17 protein-coding genes are annotated in these 16,716 nt (G+C 72.5%); 12 read left to right on the top strand and 5 right to left on the bottom strand.

The annotated features are described in order from the left end of the window. Positions 1-72 precede the first annotated feature (72 nt). The 6 genes from hemF to rng are packed head-to-tail and all read left to right on the top strand — an operon-like array spanning position 73 to position 4,817. The gene (hemF, locus tag ACPOLB_RS20710) at positions 73-990 is read left to right on the top strand and encodes an oxygen-dependent coproporphyrinogen oxidase (RefSeq protein WP_425257928.1); all 918 of its coding nucleotides are present in this window, start codon (positions 73-75) and stop codon (positions 988-990) included. Further along, complete coding sequence (nadD, locus tag ACPOLB_RS20715; protein ID WP_425257929.1) at positions 987-1,580, top strand: nicotinate-nucleotide adenylyltransferase; 594 nt, start codon at positions 987-989, stop codon at positions 1,578-1,580. Before hemF ends, nadD begins: the two co-directional genes overlap by 4 nt. Next, positions 1,581-2,222, top strand: coding sequence for a ribosome silencing factor (gene rsfS / locus ACPOLB_RS20720; RefSeq protein WP_425257930.1), 642 nt, complete (start codon positions 1,581-1,583; stop codon positions 2,220-2,222). It abuts the gene before it with no gap. A gap of 5 nt (positions 2,223-2,227) precedes the next feature. Then, positions 2,228-2,698 carry a 23S rRNA (pseudouridine(1915)-N(3))-methyltransferase RlmH gene (gene rlmH / locus ACPOLB_RS20725; RefSeq protein WP_425257931.1) on the top strand — a complete coding sequence of 157 codons (471 nt, stop codon included), beginning with the start codon at positions 2,228-2,230 and terminating at the stop codon, positions 2,696-2,698. Positions 2,699-2,713: 15 nt separating this feature from the next. After that, on the top strand, positions 2,714-3,322 hold the full coding sequence (locus ACPOLB_RS20730; RefSeq protein ID WP_425257932.1) for a Maf family protein: 609 nt from the start codon (positions 2,714-2,716) through the stop codon (positions 3,320-3,322). A 22-nt stretch (positions 3,323-3,344) separates the two neighbouring features. Beyond that, the gene (gene rng, locus ACPOLB_RS20735; protein ID WP_425257933.1) at positions 3,345-4,817 is read left to right on the top strand and encodes a ribonuclease G; all 1,473 of its coding nucleotides are present in this window, start codon (positions 3,345-3,347) and stop codon (positions 4,815-4,817) included. A 52-nt stretch (positions 4,818-4,869) separates the two neighbouring features. Here rng and ACPOLB_RS20740 read toward each other — a convergent pair whose 3' ends face one another. Further along, positions 4,870-6,135, bottom strand: coding sequence for an esterase-like activity of phytase family protein (locus ACPOLB_RS20740; RefSeq protein WP_425257934.1), 1,266 nt, complete (start codon positions 6,133-6,135; stop codon positions 4,870-4,872). Between the two features lie 113 nt (positions 6,136-6,248). Here ACPOLB_RS20740 and nudB point away from each other — a divergent pair, with 113 nt between their 5' ends. The 3 genes from nudB to clsB are packed head-to-tail and all read left to right on the top strand — an operon-like array spanning position 6,249 to position 8,808. Further along, on the top strand, positions 6,249-6,704 hold the full coding sequence (gene nudB, locus ACPOLB_RS20745; RefSeq protein WP_425257935.1) for a dihydroneopterin triphosphate diphosphatase: 456 nt from the start codon (positions 6,249-6,251) through the stop codon (positions 6,702-6,704). Next, positions 6,701-7,510, top strand: a complete 810-nt coding sequence (locus tag ACPOLB_RS20750) for an endonuclease/exonuclease/phosphatase family protein (protein ID WP_425257936.1) — start codon at positions 6,701-6,703, stop codon at positions 7,508-7,510. Before nudB ends, ACPOLB_RS20750 begins: the two co-directional genes overlap by 4 nt. Then, on the top strand, positions 7,510-8,808 hold the full coding sequence (clsB, locus tag ACPOLB_RS20755) for a cardiolipin synthase ClsB (RefSeq protein ID WP_425257937.1): 1,299 nt from the start codon (positions 7,510-7,512) through the stop codon (positions 8,806-8,808). The genes ACPOLB_RS20750 and clsB overlap by 1 nt, the downstream gene beginning before the upstream one ends. Positions 8,809-8,832: 24 nt before the next feature. Here the strand turns inward: clsB and ACPOLB_RS20760 are convergent, their stop codons facing one another. The 3 genes from ACPOLB_RS20760 to ACPOLB_RS20770 all read right to left on the bottom strand — a co-directional run bounded on the left by ACPOLB_RS20760 (position 8,833) and on the right by ACPOLB_RS20770 (position 11,137). After that, positions 8,833-9,219: a DUF805 domain-containing protein gene (locus ACPOLB_RS20760; protein ID WP_425257938.1), complete on the bottom strand. Its 387-nt coding sequence runs from the start codon at positions 9,217-9,219 to the stop codon at positions 8,833-8,835. Between the two features lie 56 nt (positions 9,220-9,275). Next, a complete protein-coding gene (locus tag ACPOLB_RS20765; protein WP_425257940.1) occupies positions 9,276-10,160 on the bottom strand; it encodes a hypothetical protein in 885 nt (294 codons plus the stop codon). A gap of 131 nt (positions 10,161-10,291) precedes the next feature. Further along, entirely contained in the window at positions 10,292-11,137 is an 846-nt protein-coding gene (locus ACPOLB_RS20770; protein ID WP_425257941.1) for a hypothetical protein, read from the bottom strand. A gap of 35 nt (positions 11,138-11,172) precedes the next feature. On the opposite strand from ACPOLB_RS20770, the gene ACPOLB_RS20775 reads away from it, so the two are divergent. From ACPOLB_RS20775 to ACPOLB_RS20785, 3 genes are all read left to right on the top strand, one after another. Then, entirely contained in the window at positions 11,173-12,249 is a 1,077-nt protein-coding gene (locus tag ACPOLB_RS20775; protein WP_425257942.1) for a ligase-associated DNA damage response exonuclease, read from the top strand. Between the two features lie 170 nt (positions 12,250-12,419). Then, positions 12,420-13,208, top strand: a complete 789-nt coding sequence (locus ACPOLB_RS20780) for a transglutaminase-like domain-containing protein (protein ID WP_425257943.1) — start codon at positions 12,420-12,422, stop codon at positions 13,206-13,208. Beyond that, the gene (locus ACPOLB_RS20785) at positions 13,205-13,951 is read left to right on the top strand and encodes a peptidase (RefSeq protein ID WP_425257944.1); all 747 of its coding nucleotides are present in this window, start codon (positions 13,205-13,207) and stop codon (positions 13,949-13,951) included. The genes ACPOLB_RS20780 and ACPOLB_RS20785 overlap by 4 nt, the downstream gene beginning before the upstream one ends. A gap of 16 nt (positions 13,952-13,967) precedes the next feature. On the opposite strand, the gene ACPOLB_RS20790 is transcribed toward ACPOLB_RS20785, so the two are convergent. Further along, positions 13,968-16,694, bottom strand: coding sequence for a GNAT family N-acetyltransferase (locus tag ACPOLB_RS20790; protein ID WP_425257945.1), 2,727 nt, complete (start codon positions 16,692-16,694; stop codon positions 13,968-13,970). Positions 16,695-16,716 lie beyond the last annotated feature (22 nt).

The raw sequence follows: 16,716 nt of genomic DNA on the forward strand, positions 1-16,716 counted from the left end.
CCCCGGGGGGCGCCGCCAGCGGACCGGCGCAGCCGGATCCGCGGCGGCCGCTTGATGACGGAAGTTCCTCCCATGATTGACACCGCTGCGGTTCGTACCTACCTGTTGGGCCTGCAAGGCCACATCGTCGCCACCTTCCAGGCCGAGGACGGCAAGGCCTTCGTGAGCGACGGCTGGACGCGCGAACCCGGCGGCCGGCTCGAAGGCGACGGGCTGTCGCAGCTGGTCGAGGAGGGCAACGTGCTGGAGCGCGGCGGCTGCAACTTCAGCCACGTGAAGGGCAGGACGCTGCCGCCGTCGGCCACGCAGCACCGGCCCGAGCTGGCGGGTGCGCCGTTCGAGGCCATGGGCGTGTCGCTCGTGATGCATCCGCGCAACCCGCACGTGCCCACGGTGCACATGAACGTGCGCATGTTCGCGGCGCTGCCCGAAGGCAAGGAGCCGGTGGTGTGGTTCGGCGGCGGCATGGACCTGACGCCCTACTACGGCGTGGAAGACGACGCCCGCCACTTCCATGCCACCTGCCGCGATGCGCTGGCGCCGTTCGGCGCCGACAAGTACCCGCGCTTCAAGGCCTGGTGCGACGAGTACTTCTTCCTGAAGCACCGCAACGAGCCGCGCGGCATCGGCGGCGTCTTCTTCGACGACTTCACCGAAGGCAGCTTCGACAGCGGCTTCGCGATGATCCGTGCGGTCGGCGACGCCTTCGTGCCGGCCTACCTGCCCATCGTGCAGCGCCGCCGCGACACGCCCTACACCGAGCGCGAGCGCGACTTCCAGGCCTACCGCCGCGGCCGCTACGTCGAGTTCAACCTCGTGTGGGACCGGGGCACGCTGTTCGGCCTGCAGAGCGGCGGCCGCACCGAGAGCATCCTGATGTCGATGCCGCCCATCGTGAAGTGGCGCTACGACTGGCACCCCGAGTCCGGCAGCCCCGAGGCGAAGCTCTACACCGACTTCCTGCGCCCGCGCGACTGGCTCGCCGCGTGAAGCGCATCGGCCTCTTCGGGGGCACTTTCGACCCGGTGCACAACGCGCATGTCGCCTTGGCGCGCTCGGCCCTGGTCGACCTGCAGCTGGACGCCGTGCGCTGGATACCCGCTGGCCAGCCCTGGCAGAAGGACCGCCAGGTCACCGATGCCGTGCACCGTGCCGCGATGGTGCAGCTGGCGATCGCCGGCGAGCCGCGCTTCGTGCTGGACCGCATCGAGATCGACCGCGCCGGCCCCAGCTACACCCTGGACACGGTGCGTGCGCTGCAGGCCGCGCAGCCCGGGCAGCAGTGGTTCCTGCTCATCGGGCAGGACCAGTACGCGGGCCTGCACACCTGGAACCAGTGGCAGGAACTGCTGACCCGCGTGACGCTGGCGGTGGCCAACCGCCCCGGCGCCGCGCCCGCGGTGCACGCCGACGTGCTGCGTTTCCCGCACCGCAGCGTGCCGCTGGCCATGCTGGACATCTCGTCCACCGACATCCGCCGCCGGGCCGCCCTGGGCCTGGACATCTCCACCCTGGTGCCCGCCGACGTGGCGGGCTATATTGACCAACACAGGCTGTACGCAGCCGCCATCAGGAACTGAATGGACATTCGCAAACTGCAGCGCGCCATCGTCGATGGCCTCGAGGACGTGAAGGCGCAGAACATCGCCGTCTTCAACACCGAGCACCTGAGCTCGATGTTCGAACGCGTCATCGTCGCCTCGGGCACCAGCAACCGCCAGACCAAGGCCCTGGCCGCCAGCGTGCGCGACAGCGTCAAGGCGCGTGGCTTCCCGGTGCTGTCCACCGAGGGCGAGGACAACGGTGAATGGATCATCGTCGACTGTGGCGCCGCGGTGGCGCACATCATGCAGCCGGCGATCCGCGACTACTACCACCTCGAGGAGATCTGGGGTGCGAAGTCGGTGCGCATGAAGATGGGCGAGGCCAAGACCGGCCTCGTGAAGGCCAGCGAGCCGGCGCCACCGCTCGGGCGGTCCAACGCCGCCAAGAAGGGCCAGGCCGCGGCTGCCGAGCCGCGCCGCGCCGCGCCGCGCACGGCGCCGGCGAAGAAGGTGGCGGCCAAGCGTGCCGCCAACCAGACCGCGGCGTTCAAGCGCGTGGCGGCCAAGAAGGCGCCCGCCAAGACGGCAGCCGGCAAGACCGCGCCCGCCAAGCGCGCCGCCGTGAAGACCGTGGTCGTGGCCCGCAAGAGCGTGCCCAAGAAGTCCGGCACGCGCTGAGCCCGATGAAGCTGGTGGTCGTGGCCGTGGGCCAGCGCCAGCCCGCCTGGGCCGACACGGCCTGGGACGACTTCGCCAAGCGCTTCCCGCCCGAGATGCGTCTGGAACTGAAGGCACTGAAGGCCGAGCCCCGCAGCGGCGGCAAGACCGCCGCGCAGTGCATGGCGGCCGAGGCGCAGCGCATCGAGGGCGCCATGGCGAAAGGCGCGCGCCGCGTCGTGCTCGACGAACACGGCAGCCGCCACACCAGCGCCACGCTGGCCGAACGCCTGCAGTTCTGGCGCGGCGACGGCCGCGACGTGGCGCTGCTGATCGGCGGCCCCGATGGCCTGGACCCGGCGCTGAAGGCCACGGCCGACGAGACGCTGCGCCTGTCGGACCTGACCCTGCCGCACGCCTTCGCGCGCGTGCTGCTGGCCGAGGCGCTGTACCGCGCCTGGAGCCTGGGCAGCGGCCACCCCTACCACCGAGAGTGAGGCGCTGCCAGCACCATGCACCGATTCGTCTACCTCGCCTCGCAGAGCCCGCGCCGCGCGCAGCTGATCGAGCAGCTGGGCATCGCGCACCGCCCGCTGCTGCCGGCGCTGCGCGAGAACGCCGAGCGGCTGGAGGAAGAACGGCCCGACGAAGCACCGGTGGACTACGTGCGCCGCGTCACGCTGGCCAAGCTGCTGGCCGCACGCACACGGCTGCACACGCGCGGCCTGCCTGAGGCTCCCATCCTCACCGCCGACACCACGGTGGCGGCGGGCCGGCGCATCCTGGGCAAGCCGCGCGACGCCGCCGACGCCGCGGCCACGCTGCGGCTGCTGTCGGGCCGCTGGCACCAGGTGCACACCGCGGTGGCCGTGAGCCACGGCCGCGAGTCGCTGCTGGCGCTGAGCACGTCGCGCGTGCGCTTCGCGGCGCTGTCCGAGCGCGTCATCGACCAGTACATCGCCAGCGGCGAGCCCTTCGGCAAGGCCGGGGCCTATGCCATCCAGGGGCCGATCTCGGCCTGGATCGAGCGCATCGACGGGAGCTACACCGGTATCATGGGTCTGCCCCTGTTCGAGACGCGGGAGCTGCTGGCCCGGGCCCGCGTGCAGGCCAGCCCCTGACAACAACGACGCAGTACCGCCCTTGGCCAACCAGGACATCCTCATCAACTGGGCCCCGCAGGAAACGCGGGTGGCCGTCGTCGAAAACGGTGCGGTGCAGGAACTGCACATCGAGCGCACGCTGGAACGCGGCCAGGTCGGCAACGTCTACCTGGGCAAGGTGGCGCGCGTGCTGCCCGGCATGCAGAGCGCCTTCGTCGACATCGGCCTGGAGCGCGCGGCCTTCCTGCATGTGGCCGACCTGCACGGCCACCCCGCAACGCGCCCGGATGCGCCGCTGCCGCCGATCGAGCGCCAGGTCTTCGAAGGCCAGACGCTGACGGTGCAGGTCATCAAGGACGCCATCGGCACCAAGGGGGCGCGGCTGTCCACGCAGGTCAGCATCGCAGGGCGCATGCTGGTCTTCCTGCCGCACGACAACCACATCGGCATCAGCCAGAAGATCGGCAGCCCCGAGCTGCGCGAGCAGCTGCGCGCACGCATGCAGGTGCTGGCCGCGCACGACCCCGACGACAAGGGTGGCGGCTTCATCCTGCGCACCAACGCCGAGGAAGCCAGCGACGCCGAGCTCGCCGACGACATCGCCTACCTGCGCAAGACCTGGGCCACGATCCGCCAGCGCGCGCAGGCGCAGAAGCCCGGCACGCTGCTGCACCAGGACCTGAGCCTGGCCGAACGCGTGCTGCGCGACCTGACGACCGACGCCACGCAGACCATCCGCATCGACTCGCAGATGCAGTTCGAGGCGCTGAAGGCCTTCGGCGACGTCTACATGCCCGGCGCGCGCGCCAAGCTCGACCTGTACCGCGGCGAGCGGCCCATCTTCGACCTCTTCGGCATCGAAGAGGAGATCCAGCGCGCGCTGGCGCGGCGCGTGGACCTGAAGAGCGGCGGCTACCTCATCATCGACCAGACCGAGGCGCTGACCACGGTCGACGTGAACACCGGCGGCTTCGTCGGCGCGCGCAACTTCGAAGACACCATCTTCAAGACCAACCTCGAAGCCGCCGGCGCCATCGCGCGCCAGCTGCGCCTGCGCAACCTGGGCGGCATCATCATCGCGGACTTCATCGACATGACCCGCGAAGACCACCAGCAGGCCGTGCTGGCCGAGTTGCGCAAGCAGCTCGCGCGCGACCGCACGCGCACCACGGTGAGCGGCTTCACGCAGCTCGGCCTGGTGGAGATGACGAGGAAGCGCACGCGGGAGAGCCTGGCCCACATGCTGTGCCAGCCCTGCCCCACCTGCGAGGGCCGCGGGCAGGTGAAGACGGCGCGCAGCGTGTGCTACGACATCCTGCGCGAGATCCTGCGCGAAGCCCGCCAGTTCAACCCGAAGGAGTTCCGCGTCGTCGCCAGTGCTGCCGTCGTCGAGATGCTGCTCGACGAAGAGAGCACGCACCTCGCGGGCCTGAGCGAGTTCATCGGCAAGCCGATCAGCCTCAGCGCCGAGCCGACGATGAACCCGGAGCAGTACGACATCGTGCTGCTGTAGCGGTTCACGGGCGCGGGGGGCCCACCGGTCCGCGGGCGCTGCCGCCGTCGGCTCAGCGGCCGATCGGCGCCGGCAGCGCGATGCGGATGAACTCGGTGTTGTCCGACGCCAGTTCGCGGCCGCCGCCGTACGGGAAGTTGTTGTCGTTGGCCACCAGCAGCGTGCGGCGGTTCAGCACCAGCACGTTCTCGATCGTCACGTAGGGCAACGTGAACACCGTGCTGCCGTCGCCGTTCAGGTCGTCGGGGTCGGCGATGTTCATCAGGTCCACGAGCTCGGTCTTGGCCACCGTGCCGCCGCTGGCCAGGCCCGTGATGTCGATCAGGTACAGCTTCTTGAACGGCGTGCCGCTGGTCGCGGTGCCGCCGTTGCGCTCGATCACGACGAAGCGGTGGTCGTCCACCGCCACCATGTCCCCGATGGCGGTGCCGGCCGTGTCGAGCGGGTAGAAGAACTGCACGCCGGTGTAGGCCTCGGAGGCAAGGTCGAACTCGTCGATGCGCAGGGTCTTGGCGGTGTCGCCGGCCACCGTCTTCTCCAGCAGCGTGTAGAGCTTGTCGCCGCTGGCGTTCAGGGCCATGCCCTCGAAGCCGCCGCTGCCGCCCAGGTTGGCGGTGGCGGTGCCGGCCCGCACGTCACGGTGCTCGGGCGCGTAGACGCCGGGCAGCACGATGGCGTCGCGCAGCACGGTGCCCTGCGCGTCGGTCTTGATCAGGTAGGGGCCGAACTCGTCGCCGAACCAGAGGTTGCCGGCGCGGTCGCGGCGGATCGACTCGATGTCGAAGTCGGCGCCCGTGAGCAGCCGGCCGGCGCGGATGCCTTCGGGCACCTGCGGGTTGGCGGGGTTGTCGTAGTAATGCGTGTAGTCGGCCTGGATCGGCAACTGCAGCAGGCGGTTGGCGTCGTTCAGCTGCAGCCGGGTGCGGGCGTCGAAGGCAGCGCGCGGGCGGCCGGTGGCCCAGTCGGCGGCGCGCACGGTGCCGCTGCCGCCGAACTTCGTGCGCCAGTCGACCTGCACCGCGTAGGCGCGCAGCAGCGCGTCGGCCGAGTTCGCCTGGCCGCCGAAGCCGTTGTCGACCAGCATGTGGAAGCTGCCGGCACGCGGGCCGGCGAGCACGCCCGAGAAGCCCTGCACCGGCTGCTTGTCGATGAACGGCGGCAGGTTGGTGCCGTAGGGGTTGGGCGCCGCGAACTGGCCCGAGGTGGGGCCGTCGGCGAAGGTGGCGGCGGGCAGCAGCGCCCAGCCGCTGAGCGTCTGGGCCTGGGCGCCGGCGGTCAGCAGCGCAGCGGCAGCCAGCAGGTGGAGGCGGGGAGTCATCAGAGTGTCCTTCGCTCGGGGGTTCGGAAGGTTGCGATGCTTGCGGCCCGCCGTGTCGGGGCCATGACAGCGCGCAGACCCGCGCACAGGGCCGGCTCCTACAATCCCGCCCGGTGAACAAGCCCCCCAAGATCCCGGTGTCCGTGCTCGTCGTGATCCACCAGCCCGACGGGCAGGTGCTGCTGATCGAACGGGCCGACCGGCCCGGCTACTGGCAGAGCGTCACCGGCTCGCTGGACGCGCCCGATGAACCGCTGCTGCAGACGGCCTGGCGCGAGGTGGCCGAGGAGACCGGCATCACCGCCGGCACCATGCGTGACTGGGGGCTGTCCAACGTCTACGAGATCTACCCCACCTGGCGCCACCGCTATGCGCCGGGCGTCACGCACAACACCGAACACGTCTTCGGCCTCACCGTGGCTCCGGGCACGGCGGTGACGCTGAACCCGCGCGAACACCTGCAGCACCGGTGGCTGCCCTGGCGTGCGGCGGCCGACCACTGCTTCAGCCCCAGCAACGCCGAGGCCATCCTGCAGCTGCCGCGCTTCGGACTGGAGGTGCCGCGATGAATGCGCTGAACCCGCTGCAGTCGACGCAGATGCCGCCGCTGACCAGCATCGGCGCGCTGCGCGTGGCCACCTACAACATCCACAAGGGCGTGCGCGGCATGGGCCGCGGCAAGCGGCTGGAGATCCACAACCTGGGGCTGGCGGTCGAATCGTTCGACGCCGATCTGGTGTTCCTGCAGGAGGTGCGCCTGTTCCACACGCGCGACGCACGCCGCTTCGACCGCACCTCGTTCGGTTGGCCCGACCAGGGCCAGGCGGACTTCCTTGCGCCCGAGGGCTACACCGCGGCCTACCGCAGCAACGCCGTCACGCGCCACGGCGAGCACGGCAATGCGCTGCTGTCGCGCTGGCCGGTGGGCGACATCGGTCACCACGACGTCAGCGACCACCGCTTCGAGCAGCGCGGCCTGCTGCACGTGCCGGTGCAGTGGAACGGCACCACCGTGCACGCCATCGTCGTGCACTTCGGGCTGGTGCACGCCAGCCGCGTGCGCCAGGTCGAGCGCCTGGCGGCCTTCATCGCCGCCGAAGTGCCGCCCGGCGAGATGCTGGTGGTGGCCGGCGACTTCAACGACTGGAGCGAGAAGCTCGACCCGCTGATGGCCGCCGTGGGCCTGCAGCGCGCCCACGTGCCCGAGGCCGGTCGGGCGCAGCGCCTGACGTTCCCGTCGCTGGCGCCGGTGTTCGCGCTCGACCGCTTCTACCTGCGCGGGCTGCGCTGCAGCACGATGATGGTGCCGCGCGGCATGGCCTGGGCCCGCATGTCCGACCACCTGCCGCTGGTGGCGGAACTGGAGCCCGCCTGATGCTGCAGGGGCGAGCGATGCATCCGGGCGATGCATCCTTGTGGGCCCGCCTGGGGGTGCCGGCACCGCGCTTCGTCGGCTCCAACGCGGTGGACCTGCTGGAAGGCGGCGACCAGCTGTTTCCGCGCATGTGCGAGGCCATCGCCGGGGCCCGGCGCGAAGTCTGGCTGGCGACCTACATCTTCCACGACGACAGCGCCGGCCGCCGCATCGCCGACGCGCTGCTCGACGCCGACCGCCGCGGCATCGCGGTGCACCTGGTCGTCGACGGCTTCGGCTCGCTGGCCACGCTGCCCACGCTGCGCGCGTGGCTGGCCGGCAGCGGCGTGCGGCTGGAGGTGTTCCGTGCGCTCGACCGCTGGTGGGCCTGGCTGCAGCCTGGTCAGCTGCGCCGGCTGCACCAGAAGCTCTGCGTGGTCGACCAGCGCACGGCGTTCGTGGGCGGCATCAACGTCATCGAAGACCGCAACGACCTCAACCACGGCTGGACCGAGACGCCGCGGCTGGACTTCGCGATCGAGGTGCGCGGCCCGCTGGCGCGCCAGGTGCACGCCACCACGCGCGCGATGTGGGCGCGCGCCAACCTGGGCCACGGCTGGCGCGACGAGGTGCGTGCGCTGGCACGCAGCAGCCAGCCGCTCGACCGCGGCCTGGCGCTGCTGCGCCGCCTGCGCGCGCGCGAATCGCGCCAGCGCCGCCAGAGCGCCGAGATGGCGGCGCGGCCGGTGCGGGCCGCCTTCGTGGTGCGTGACAACTTCCGGCAGCGCCGCGCCATCGAGCGCAGCTACATCGAGGCGCTGCGCAGCGCCCGCGAGCGCATCGACATCGCGGTGCCGTACTTCTACCCCGGCCAGGGCTTCCGGCGCGCATTGCGTCTGGCGGCCAGGCGCGGCGTGCAGGTGCGGCTGCTGCTGCAGGGCAAGATCGACTACCGCATCGCCGCGATGGCAGCGCGCGCGCTGTACGCCGAACTGGGCGCGCACGGCGTGCGCATCTTCGAGTACATGCCCGCCTTCCTGCACGCCAAGGTGGCCGTGGTCGACGACGACTGGGCCACCGTGGGCAGCAGCAACATCGACCCCTTGTCGCTGCTGCTGAACCTGGAGGCCAACGTGGTGGTGCGCGACGCCAGCTTCGCAGCGGCGCTGCGCACCCGCTTCGAGGCGGCGCTGGCGGTGTCCGCCGAGGTGGCGCAGCCGACCGAGCGCCGCGGCTGGCGCAGCTGGCTGCACCGCGGCGCCGTGGCCTGGGCGGCCAACCTCTACCTGCGCCTGGCCGGCATCACCGGCCGGTACTGACCGCCCCAGCGGGCCCGCCGTGCGTCAGACGGCAGGCGGCGGGCCGAAGCGGTTGGCGCCGGCGGTGCCGCGCCGGCAGCCGTTGTCGATCAGCATCCACAGCACGCCGACCACGGGCACCAGGGCCACCAGCACCCACCAGCCCGACTTGTCGCGGTCGTGCCAGCGCTTGGCCGAGATCGCCACCGCCGGCCACAGCAGCACCAGGTTCACCAGCGCCTCGGCCTCGGCCGTGTTCCAGCGCGCAATGTCCAGCAGCGCACGCGCCAGCAGCGTCAGCCCGGTCAGCGCCAGCACACCGTAGAGCCAGAAGGTGCGCCGCGAGATGCGGCCGCGGGGGTCCAGCAGCAGGCGCGCGGGCGACGGGTTTCCGTCGCCGTCGAGCCAGCGGTCTTCGTGCAGCCAATCCATGCCCCGATTGTCCACGCCTGGCCGGGCACGGCCCGACCAGGCAGGCCACCGGTCGCTCAGTACGCGACGTCGTAGACGGTGGTCGCCCCGTTGTAGACCACGGTGACGCGGTAGCCGCCGCCGACCACCTGGACGGTCGCCGAGTTACCGTTGCCGTCGCTGACGGTCACGGTGCCGGCGGTGGCGCGCCCGGTGCTGGCGTCGTAGACCCAGCCGGTGTAGCGCAGGGTCACGGTGCCGCTGGTCACGGTGGCGCTGCTGACGGTGGTGACGCTGCCGCTGCTGCTGACGCTGATGTCGCTGACCGCGTTGTCGCCCACGAGGTAGCTGCACTGCAGGCCGGCGCTGGCGTAGTTGCAGGTCTGCGAGAACTTCGAGCTCCCGCTGCTGGTGTAGCCGCCGCTCGTGTACGTGTAGGTGATGTCGTACACCTGCGAGAAGCTGAAGCTGGTGGCGCTGACGTAGTTGCTGTAGTTCAGCGTCGCCGTGCCGTTGTAGGTGTAGCCGTACTGGGCGGTGCCATAGCTGCAGTTGTTGTAGCTGAAGCTGTAGCTGACCGGCGCGGCAGTGGCGTCGTTGTACGTGTAGCTGTAGCTGACGTTGCCGCTGGTGCACGGAAAGCTGCCGGTCACGGTGGCGCCCGTGGGCAGGGCGGCCGTGAGGCTGGCGCCGGGCAGCCCGTCGGTGGACCCGGCGGTGGCGATGTCGGCGACCGCGTCGTTGATGTAGTCGACCGTGGCGCGCGCGCCGTTGGCGCTGGCGGTGATCGGCGGCGCGCCGGTGCTGGGTGCCGGGGCGGGGCCGGGGGCCGGTCCCGGTGCAGGGGCTGGCGGGGTCGGGTTCAGGTTGCTGCCGGCATCGCTGCCGCCGCCGCCGCAGCCTGCGGCCAGGGCCGCGCAGGCCACGCAGGCCGCCAGCGCCCGCAGTCGTTGTACGTCCATCGGGGTGTCCTCCTTGCCAGGTGTCGTGGGCGCCGGTGCGTGGCTGCACGTCGGCGGACCGAATGTAAGTTCCTGTGTGCGGATCGATCCATCGTTCGTTCTTGGGAGGCTCGGCGCCGAACGTGCAAACGTCACGGCTCGAGCAGCAGTTCCAGGCTCCAGCCGCGCAGCCGCTGCCGGCTGCCCGGATAGGCCGACACGGCGGCCGGCCGGCCGTCGGCCGTCACCAGCGCCGCCTGCGAGGCGCCCAGGTTCAGCGCTTCGCGCCGGGCTCCGAGACGCAGCGTCCAGCCCGGGTGCGGCGTCCACGCCACCGCGCCCAGCACCTGCGTCGACCAGCGCGACTGCGGACGCAGCGCGTAGGGGTCGAGCACGCCGAACGTGTCGACCTCCAGGCGCTGGCGCAGGGGCCGGCGGCCGTCCAGTCCCGCCTGCCAGGCCAGTGTGCCGGCGGTCCAGGTCGCCGTCGCCCCCAGGCCGAGCGTCGTGGCCTGCAGGGTCTCGGTGGTGGGCAACGAGACCGGCGTGGCTGCGATGGCGCGCTCCAGGCGCAGGCGTGCCAGCGACAGCCGCGGCTGCAGCGCCAGCGGCCCCAGCGCCACCGAGGCCGCGGGCTCCAGCGTCCACGCGGCACGGCGCCACTGCAGGCCGGTGCGGGTCTGCAGCGGCAGGCCGATCTGCGTGCGGCCGTCGTAGCGCAGCGTGCCGTCCAGCGCCTGCAGCGCCAGGCCGGGTCGCCAGGCGCCGACGGCGGCGTGCAGCGCCAGCGTGCCGCCGCGCAGCACGCCGCTGTCGCGGTTCAGCACGAAGCCGGACGGCGTGCTTTCGCGGGCGTCGTAGCGCCAGTGCTCGGCCTGCAGCGACAGGTCCAGCGCCGTCGCAGGCCAGCACGCCGTGCACAGCAGGCCGCCCGCCGCGACCTCGCGCAGCAGGCCGGGGCGGGGGCGGGCGGGCGACCGCGGGCGGAGGGGCAGCACGGCAGGCGATGATAGACAGACCGATGCCGCCGCCGATGCCCGTGCCGAGCCTGCCCGCCGACGATCTCGTGGTCCTGCGCCCCGAGGGCCTGTACTGCCCGCCGGGCGATTTCCACATCGACCCCTGGCGGCCGGTGGCGCGTGCCGTCGTCACGCACGCACATGCCGACCACGCGCGGCGCGGCCACGGCGCCTACCTGGCCAGCGCGCCCAGTGCCGGCGTGCTGCGCGCGCGGCTGGGCGACATCACGCTGCAGACGCTGTCCTACGGCGAGACGGTGTGCTGGAACGGCGTCACGGTCAGCCTGCACCCGGCGGGCCACGTGCTGGGCTCGGCGCAGGTGCGGATCGCGCACGCCGGCCGCGTCTGGGTGGCCTCGGGCGACTACTTCACCAGCGGCGTGGCCGACGACACCAACCCGACCTGCGACCCGTTCGAGCCCGTGCGCTGCGACTGCTTCATCACCGAAAGCACCTTCGGCCTGCCGATCTACCGCTGGCGTGCGCAGGCCGAGGTGTTCGCCGAGGTCGACGCCTGGTGGCGCTCCAACGCCGATGCCGGCCGCGCCAGCCTGCTGCTGGGCTACAGCTTCGGCAAGGCGCAGCGGCTGCTGGCGGGGGTGGACCCGTCGATCGGCCGCATCGTGGTGCACGGCGCGGTGGAGCCGCTGAACCGCGCCTACCGCGACGCCGGCGTCGCGCTGCCCGAGACCGTGACGCTGGACGCGCTGCGCGACTCGGCCGACCTGCGCCGGGCCCTGGTGGTGGCGCCGCCGGCGGTGCTGGGCAGCGCCTGGAGCCGGCGCCTGGGCGTGCACGGCGACGCCTTCGCCAGCGGCTGGATGCAACTGCGCGGCGCGCGCCGCCGCCAGGGCGTGGACCGCGGCTTCGTGCTCAGCGACCACGCCGACTGGCCCGGGCTGCAGCGCGCCATCGCCGCCACCGGCGCCGAGCGCGTGATCGTCACGCACGGCTACGAAGCGGTGATGGTGCGCTGGCTGCAGCAGCAGGGGCTGCAGGCCGGCAGCTTCCAGACCGCGTTCGGCGACGACGACCTGCTCGATGCGCTGCCGGACGCCGCCCCGGCTGCCCCGGCCGCGCCACCGGCCTGAGCCCACTGCCGGGTCGGTGCGCCAGCGCACCGACGCAGCGCCCGCGCCCGGCCGACACTGCGGCAGCCCCCAATCCCCGCCACCGGAGTTCCACCGTCGCCACTGCCCCCGCCCTCTACGCAAGCGCATCGGCCGCGCCGCAGCCGCTGCAGTTCCGCGTCGGCTTCGAGATGGCCTACCGCTGTCCGCAGCCGACGCCGATGATCCTGGCGCTGAGCATCCACTACTCGCGTGCGTCCGACCTGGTGCGGCCCGACCACCTGGTGACGCAGCCGCCGGTGCCCGTCAGCGCCTACCGCGACCTGTTCGGCAACTGGTGCAGTCGGCTGGTGGCGCCGGCGGGGCTGTTCGTCATCAGCACCGATGCGCTCGTCAACGACAGCGGCGCGCCCGACGTCGTGCTGCCCGACGCGCAGCAGCTGCCGGTGGAACGGCTGCCCGAGTCGACGCTGGTCTACCTGCTGGGCAGCCGCTACTGCGAGACCGACCAGCTGTCCGACATCGCCTGGCAGCGCTTCGGCAACGGCCCCACCGGCTGGGCGCGCGTGCAGGCGGTGTGCGACTTCGTGCACCACCACATCCAGTTCGGCTACGAACACGCCCGCCGCACGCGCACCGCCTGGGAGGCGTACAACGAGGGCCAGGGCGTGTGCCGCGACTACGCGCACCTGGCGATCGCGCTGTGCCGCTGCCTCAACATCCCGGCGCGCTACTGCACCGGCTACCTGGGCGACCACGGCACGCCGCCGCCCTGGGGCACGATGGACTTCGCCGGCTGGTTCGAGGCCTACCTGGGCGACCGCTGGCACACCTTCGACGCGCGCAACAACACGCCGCGCATCGGCCGCGTGCTGATCGCGCGCGGCCGCGACGCCTGCGACGTGGCGCTGGCCAGCACCTTCGGCCCCAACACGCTGGAGCGCTTCTCGGTGCGCGCCGAGCTCGTGCCGCCGGCATGACCTACTGCGTCGGCGTCAAGCTCGAGGAAGGCCTGATCTTCGCCAGCGACTCGCGCACCCACGCCGGTGTCGACAACTACGCCAGCTTCTGCAAGACCACGGTGTTCGAACGCGCCGGCGACCGCGTGCTGGTGCTGCTGAGCAGCGGCGGGCTGGCGGCCACGCAGACCGTCATCAGCCTGCTGCGCCGCCGCGCCGCGGCCGCGCCGCCGCACCTGTGGAGCGTGGCGTCGATGTTCGACGCCGCCAACCTGGTGGGCGATGCGATGCGCGACATCGAGCGCCGCGACGCGCCGTTCATGGAAGGCGGCGGGCTGCAGTTCAACGCCTCGTTCATCCTCGGCGGGCAGATCGCCGGCGAGGACATGCGGCTGTTCCGCCTGTACGCCGAAGGCAACTTCATCGAAGCCGGCACCGACACGCCGTTCCTGCAGACCGGCGAGGCCAAGTACGGCAAGCCCATCCTCGACCTCGCGGTGACCAGCAGCGCCACGCTGGAGGACGCCACCAAGTGCGTGCTGGTGTCGTTCGACTCGACGATGCTCAGCAACCTGTCGGTGGGCATGCCGATCGACCTGCTGTGCTATGCCCGCGACAGCCTGCGCGTGACGATGCAGCGCCGCTTCCACAGCGGCGACGCCTACTTCGAGACGCTGAAGCAGAACTGGATCGCCGGCACGCGCCGCATCTTCCACGACCTGCCGGCGCTGCCCTGGCCGCCTGCGCCGGGCGACGTGGCCTGATGCGGACCCGCCGGCCCTAGCGCAGCGGCAGCACCACGCGCTGCGTGTCGGCGTCCCCGTCGGCGTCGGCGGGGTCCGCTGCCTCGACGAGAAAGCCGAGTTCGCGCGCCAGCTCGAGCATGCGCCTGTTCTCGTTCAGCACCGTGCCCACCAGGCGCTGCGTGCCGTGCGCACGCTGGTGGTCGATCAGCTTGCGCATCAGCAGCAGGCCCAGGCCGCCGCCCTTCAGGTCCGAGCGCACGACGATCGCGAACTCGGCCGTGATGTTGTCGGGGTCGGTGGCCGCGCGCGCCACGCCCAGCGTCTCCTCGCCGCCGCCCGGCAGCGCGGCGGTGGCGATGAAGGCCATCTCGCGGTCGTAGTCGATCTGCGTCAGCCGCGCGAGTTCGCTGTGCTCGATGCTGCGGCGGCTGTAGAAGACGCGCATGCGCACGTCCAGCGGGTCCAGCTGCGCCAGGAAGTCCAGGTGCTGCGGTTCGTCTTCGGGGCGGATCGGCCGCAGCGTCAGCGCGCGGCCCTGCCAGTCGACGGTCTCCACCAGATGGCTCGGGTACGGCCGGATCGCGAAGCGCGCCGCGCCGCCCGGGGCCGCGGCATCGACGCGGATGCGCGCGTCCAGCGCCACCACGCCGGCGGCGTCGGCCAGCAGCGGATTGATGTCGATCTCGACGATGCGCGGCTCGTCGGCCAGCAGCTGCGACAGCGTGGTCAGCACCTGCACGACGGCGTCGATGTCGGCCGGCGGCACGTCGCGCCAGCCGGCCAGCAGCCTCGCGATGCGCGTGCGCTGCACCAGCGCGCGCGCCAGCGGCGCGTTCAGCGGCGGCAGCGCCACGGCGCGGTCGGCCACCACCTCGACCGCGGTGCCGCCGGCGCCGAACAGCAGCACCGGGCCGAACAGCGGGTCGAGCACGGCGCCGACGATCAGCTCCAGCGCCCGCGGCCGCCGCACCATCGCCTGCACGCTGAAGCCCAGCTGCGTGGCGTCGGGCCGCAGCTGGCGCACGCGCTGCAGCATGGCCGTGGCGGCGTGGCGCACGGCGTCGGCGTCTTCCAGGTCCAGTGCCACGCCGCCGACGTCGCTCTTGTGGCTGATCTGCGGCGACAGGATCTTCAGCGCCACCGGGAAGCCGATCTGCTGCGCCGACTGCACCGCCGCTTCGGCGTCGGCCGCCACCTCGCGGGTGCCCGCGACCGAGATGCCGCAGGCCGCCAGCACCGCCTTCGCCTCGGGTTCGGTCAGCATGCCGCGGCCGGCGGCCAGCGCGGCGTCGATCGGCGCCCGCACCGCGGCCAGGTCCCAGGCCGGCGCGATGGCCGCCGGCGGCGTCTGCATCAGCTCGTCCTGGTTGCGGCGGTAGGTCTGCAGCATCGCGAAGGCGCGCACGGCCTGCTCGGGCGTGTCGTAGGTGGGCACGCCGCCGGCCTGGAACCGCCGGCGCGCGTCGCGCACTGCGGCGTCGCCCAGCCAGCAGGCCAGGGCCTGCGTGCGCGGCGGCTGCAGCAGCGGCAGCAGCGCGGCGGCGATCTCGGCACTGGGCACGATGGCGGTGGGCGCGTGCATGAAGAGCAGGGCGCCCGCTTCGGGGCCGGCCTGCAGCGCCTGCACGGCGTCGACATAACGCTGCACCGGGGCGTCGCCGATGATGTCGACCGGGTTGCCGCGCGACCAGTTGCCGGGCAGCACGCGGTCGAGCGCCGCCACCGTCGCGGGCCCGAGTTCGGTCAGCTCCACGCCCGCCGCTGCCGCGGCATCGGCCGCCAGCACGCCGGCGCCGCCGCCGTTGGTCAGCAGCGTCAGCCGCGACAGGCGCTCCAGGCGCGCCTGTGTGTCGGCGTCGCCGCCGCCGCTCGGCAACGCACGGTGGTGGGCCAGTGTCTGCGCGGCGATGAACAGGTCGTCGAGCGTGTCCACGCGCAGCATGCCGGCGCGGCGGATCGCCGCGTCGAACACCAGGTCCGACGCCGCCAGCGCGCCGGTGTGCGAGGCCGCGGCGCGCTGGCCCAGGCTGGAACGGCCGGCCTTCACCACCAGCACCGGCTTGTTGCGCGCGGCGGCGCGCGCAGCGCTCACGAACTTGCGCGCGTCGTCGATGCTCTCGATGTACAGCAGGATGGCCCGTGTCTTCGCGTCGCTGGCCAGGTGGTCCAGCAGGTCGGCGAAATCGACGTCGGCGTGTTCGCCCAGCGAGACGAAGCGCGAGAAGCCGATGCCGCGCCCGGCGGCCCAGTCGAGCAGGCCGGTGACCAGCGCGCCCGACTGCGACACGAAGGCCAGCGTGCCGGGCTGGGCATCGATGTGCGAGAAGCTGGCGTTCAGGCCCAGGTGCGGGTTCAGCAGTCCCAGGCAGTTGGGCCCCAGGATGCGCAGCACGTGCGGCCGCGCGGCGTCGAGCATGGCCTGCTTCTGCGCCGTGCTGAAGCCCGCCGTCAGCACCACCGCCGCGCGCGTGCCGCGCGCGCCGAGCTCGGCGATCAGCCGCGGCACGGTGGCCGGCGGCGTGCAGAGGACGGCCAGCTCCGGCGCCTCGGGCAGCGCCGCCACGTCGGCGAAAGCCGGCATGCCGTGGTCCAGCACCGGCTGGCGCGGGTTCACCGCATACAGCCGCCCGCCCTGCGCGGCGAAGCGGCCCTGCTGCAGGTTGCGCCACACGGTGGCCCCGACGCTGGCGGCGCGGTCGCTGGCGCCGAACACCGCCACCGAGGCGGGTTCGAACATCGAATCGAGGTGGCGGATGCTCATCGGGCCAGTCTACGGGTAACCT

Source organism: Rubrivivax soli (assembly GCF_049810355.1).
GTDB lineage: Bacteria > Pseudomonadota > Gammaproteobacteria > Burkholderiales > Burkholderiaceae_C > Rubrivivax.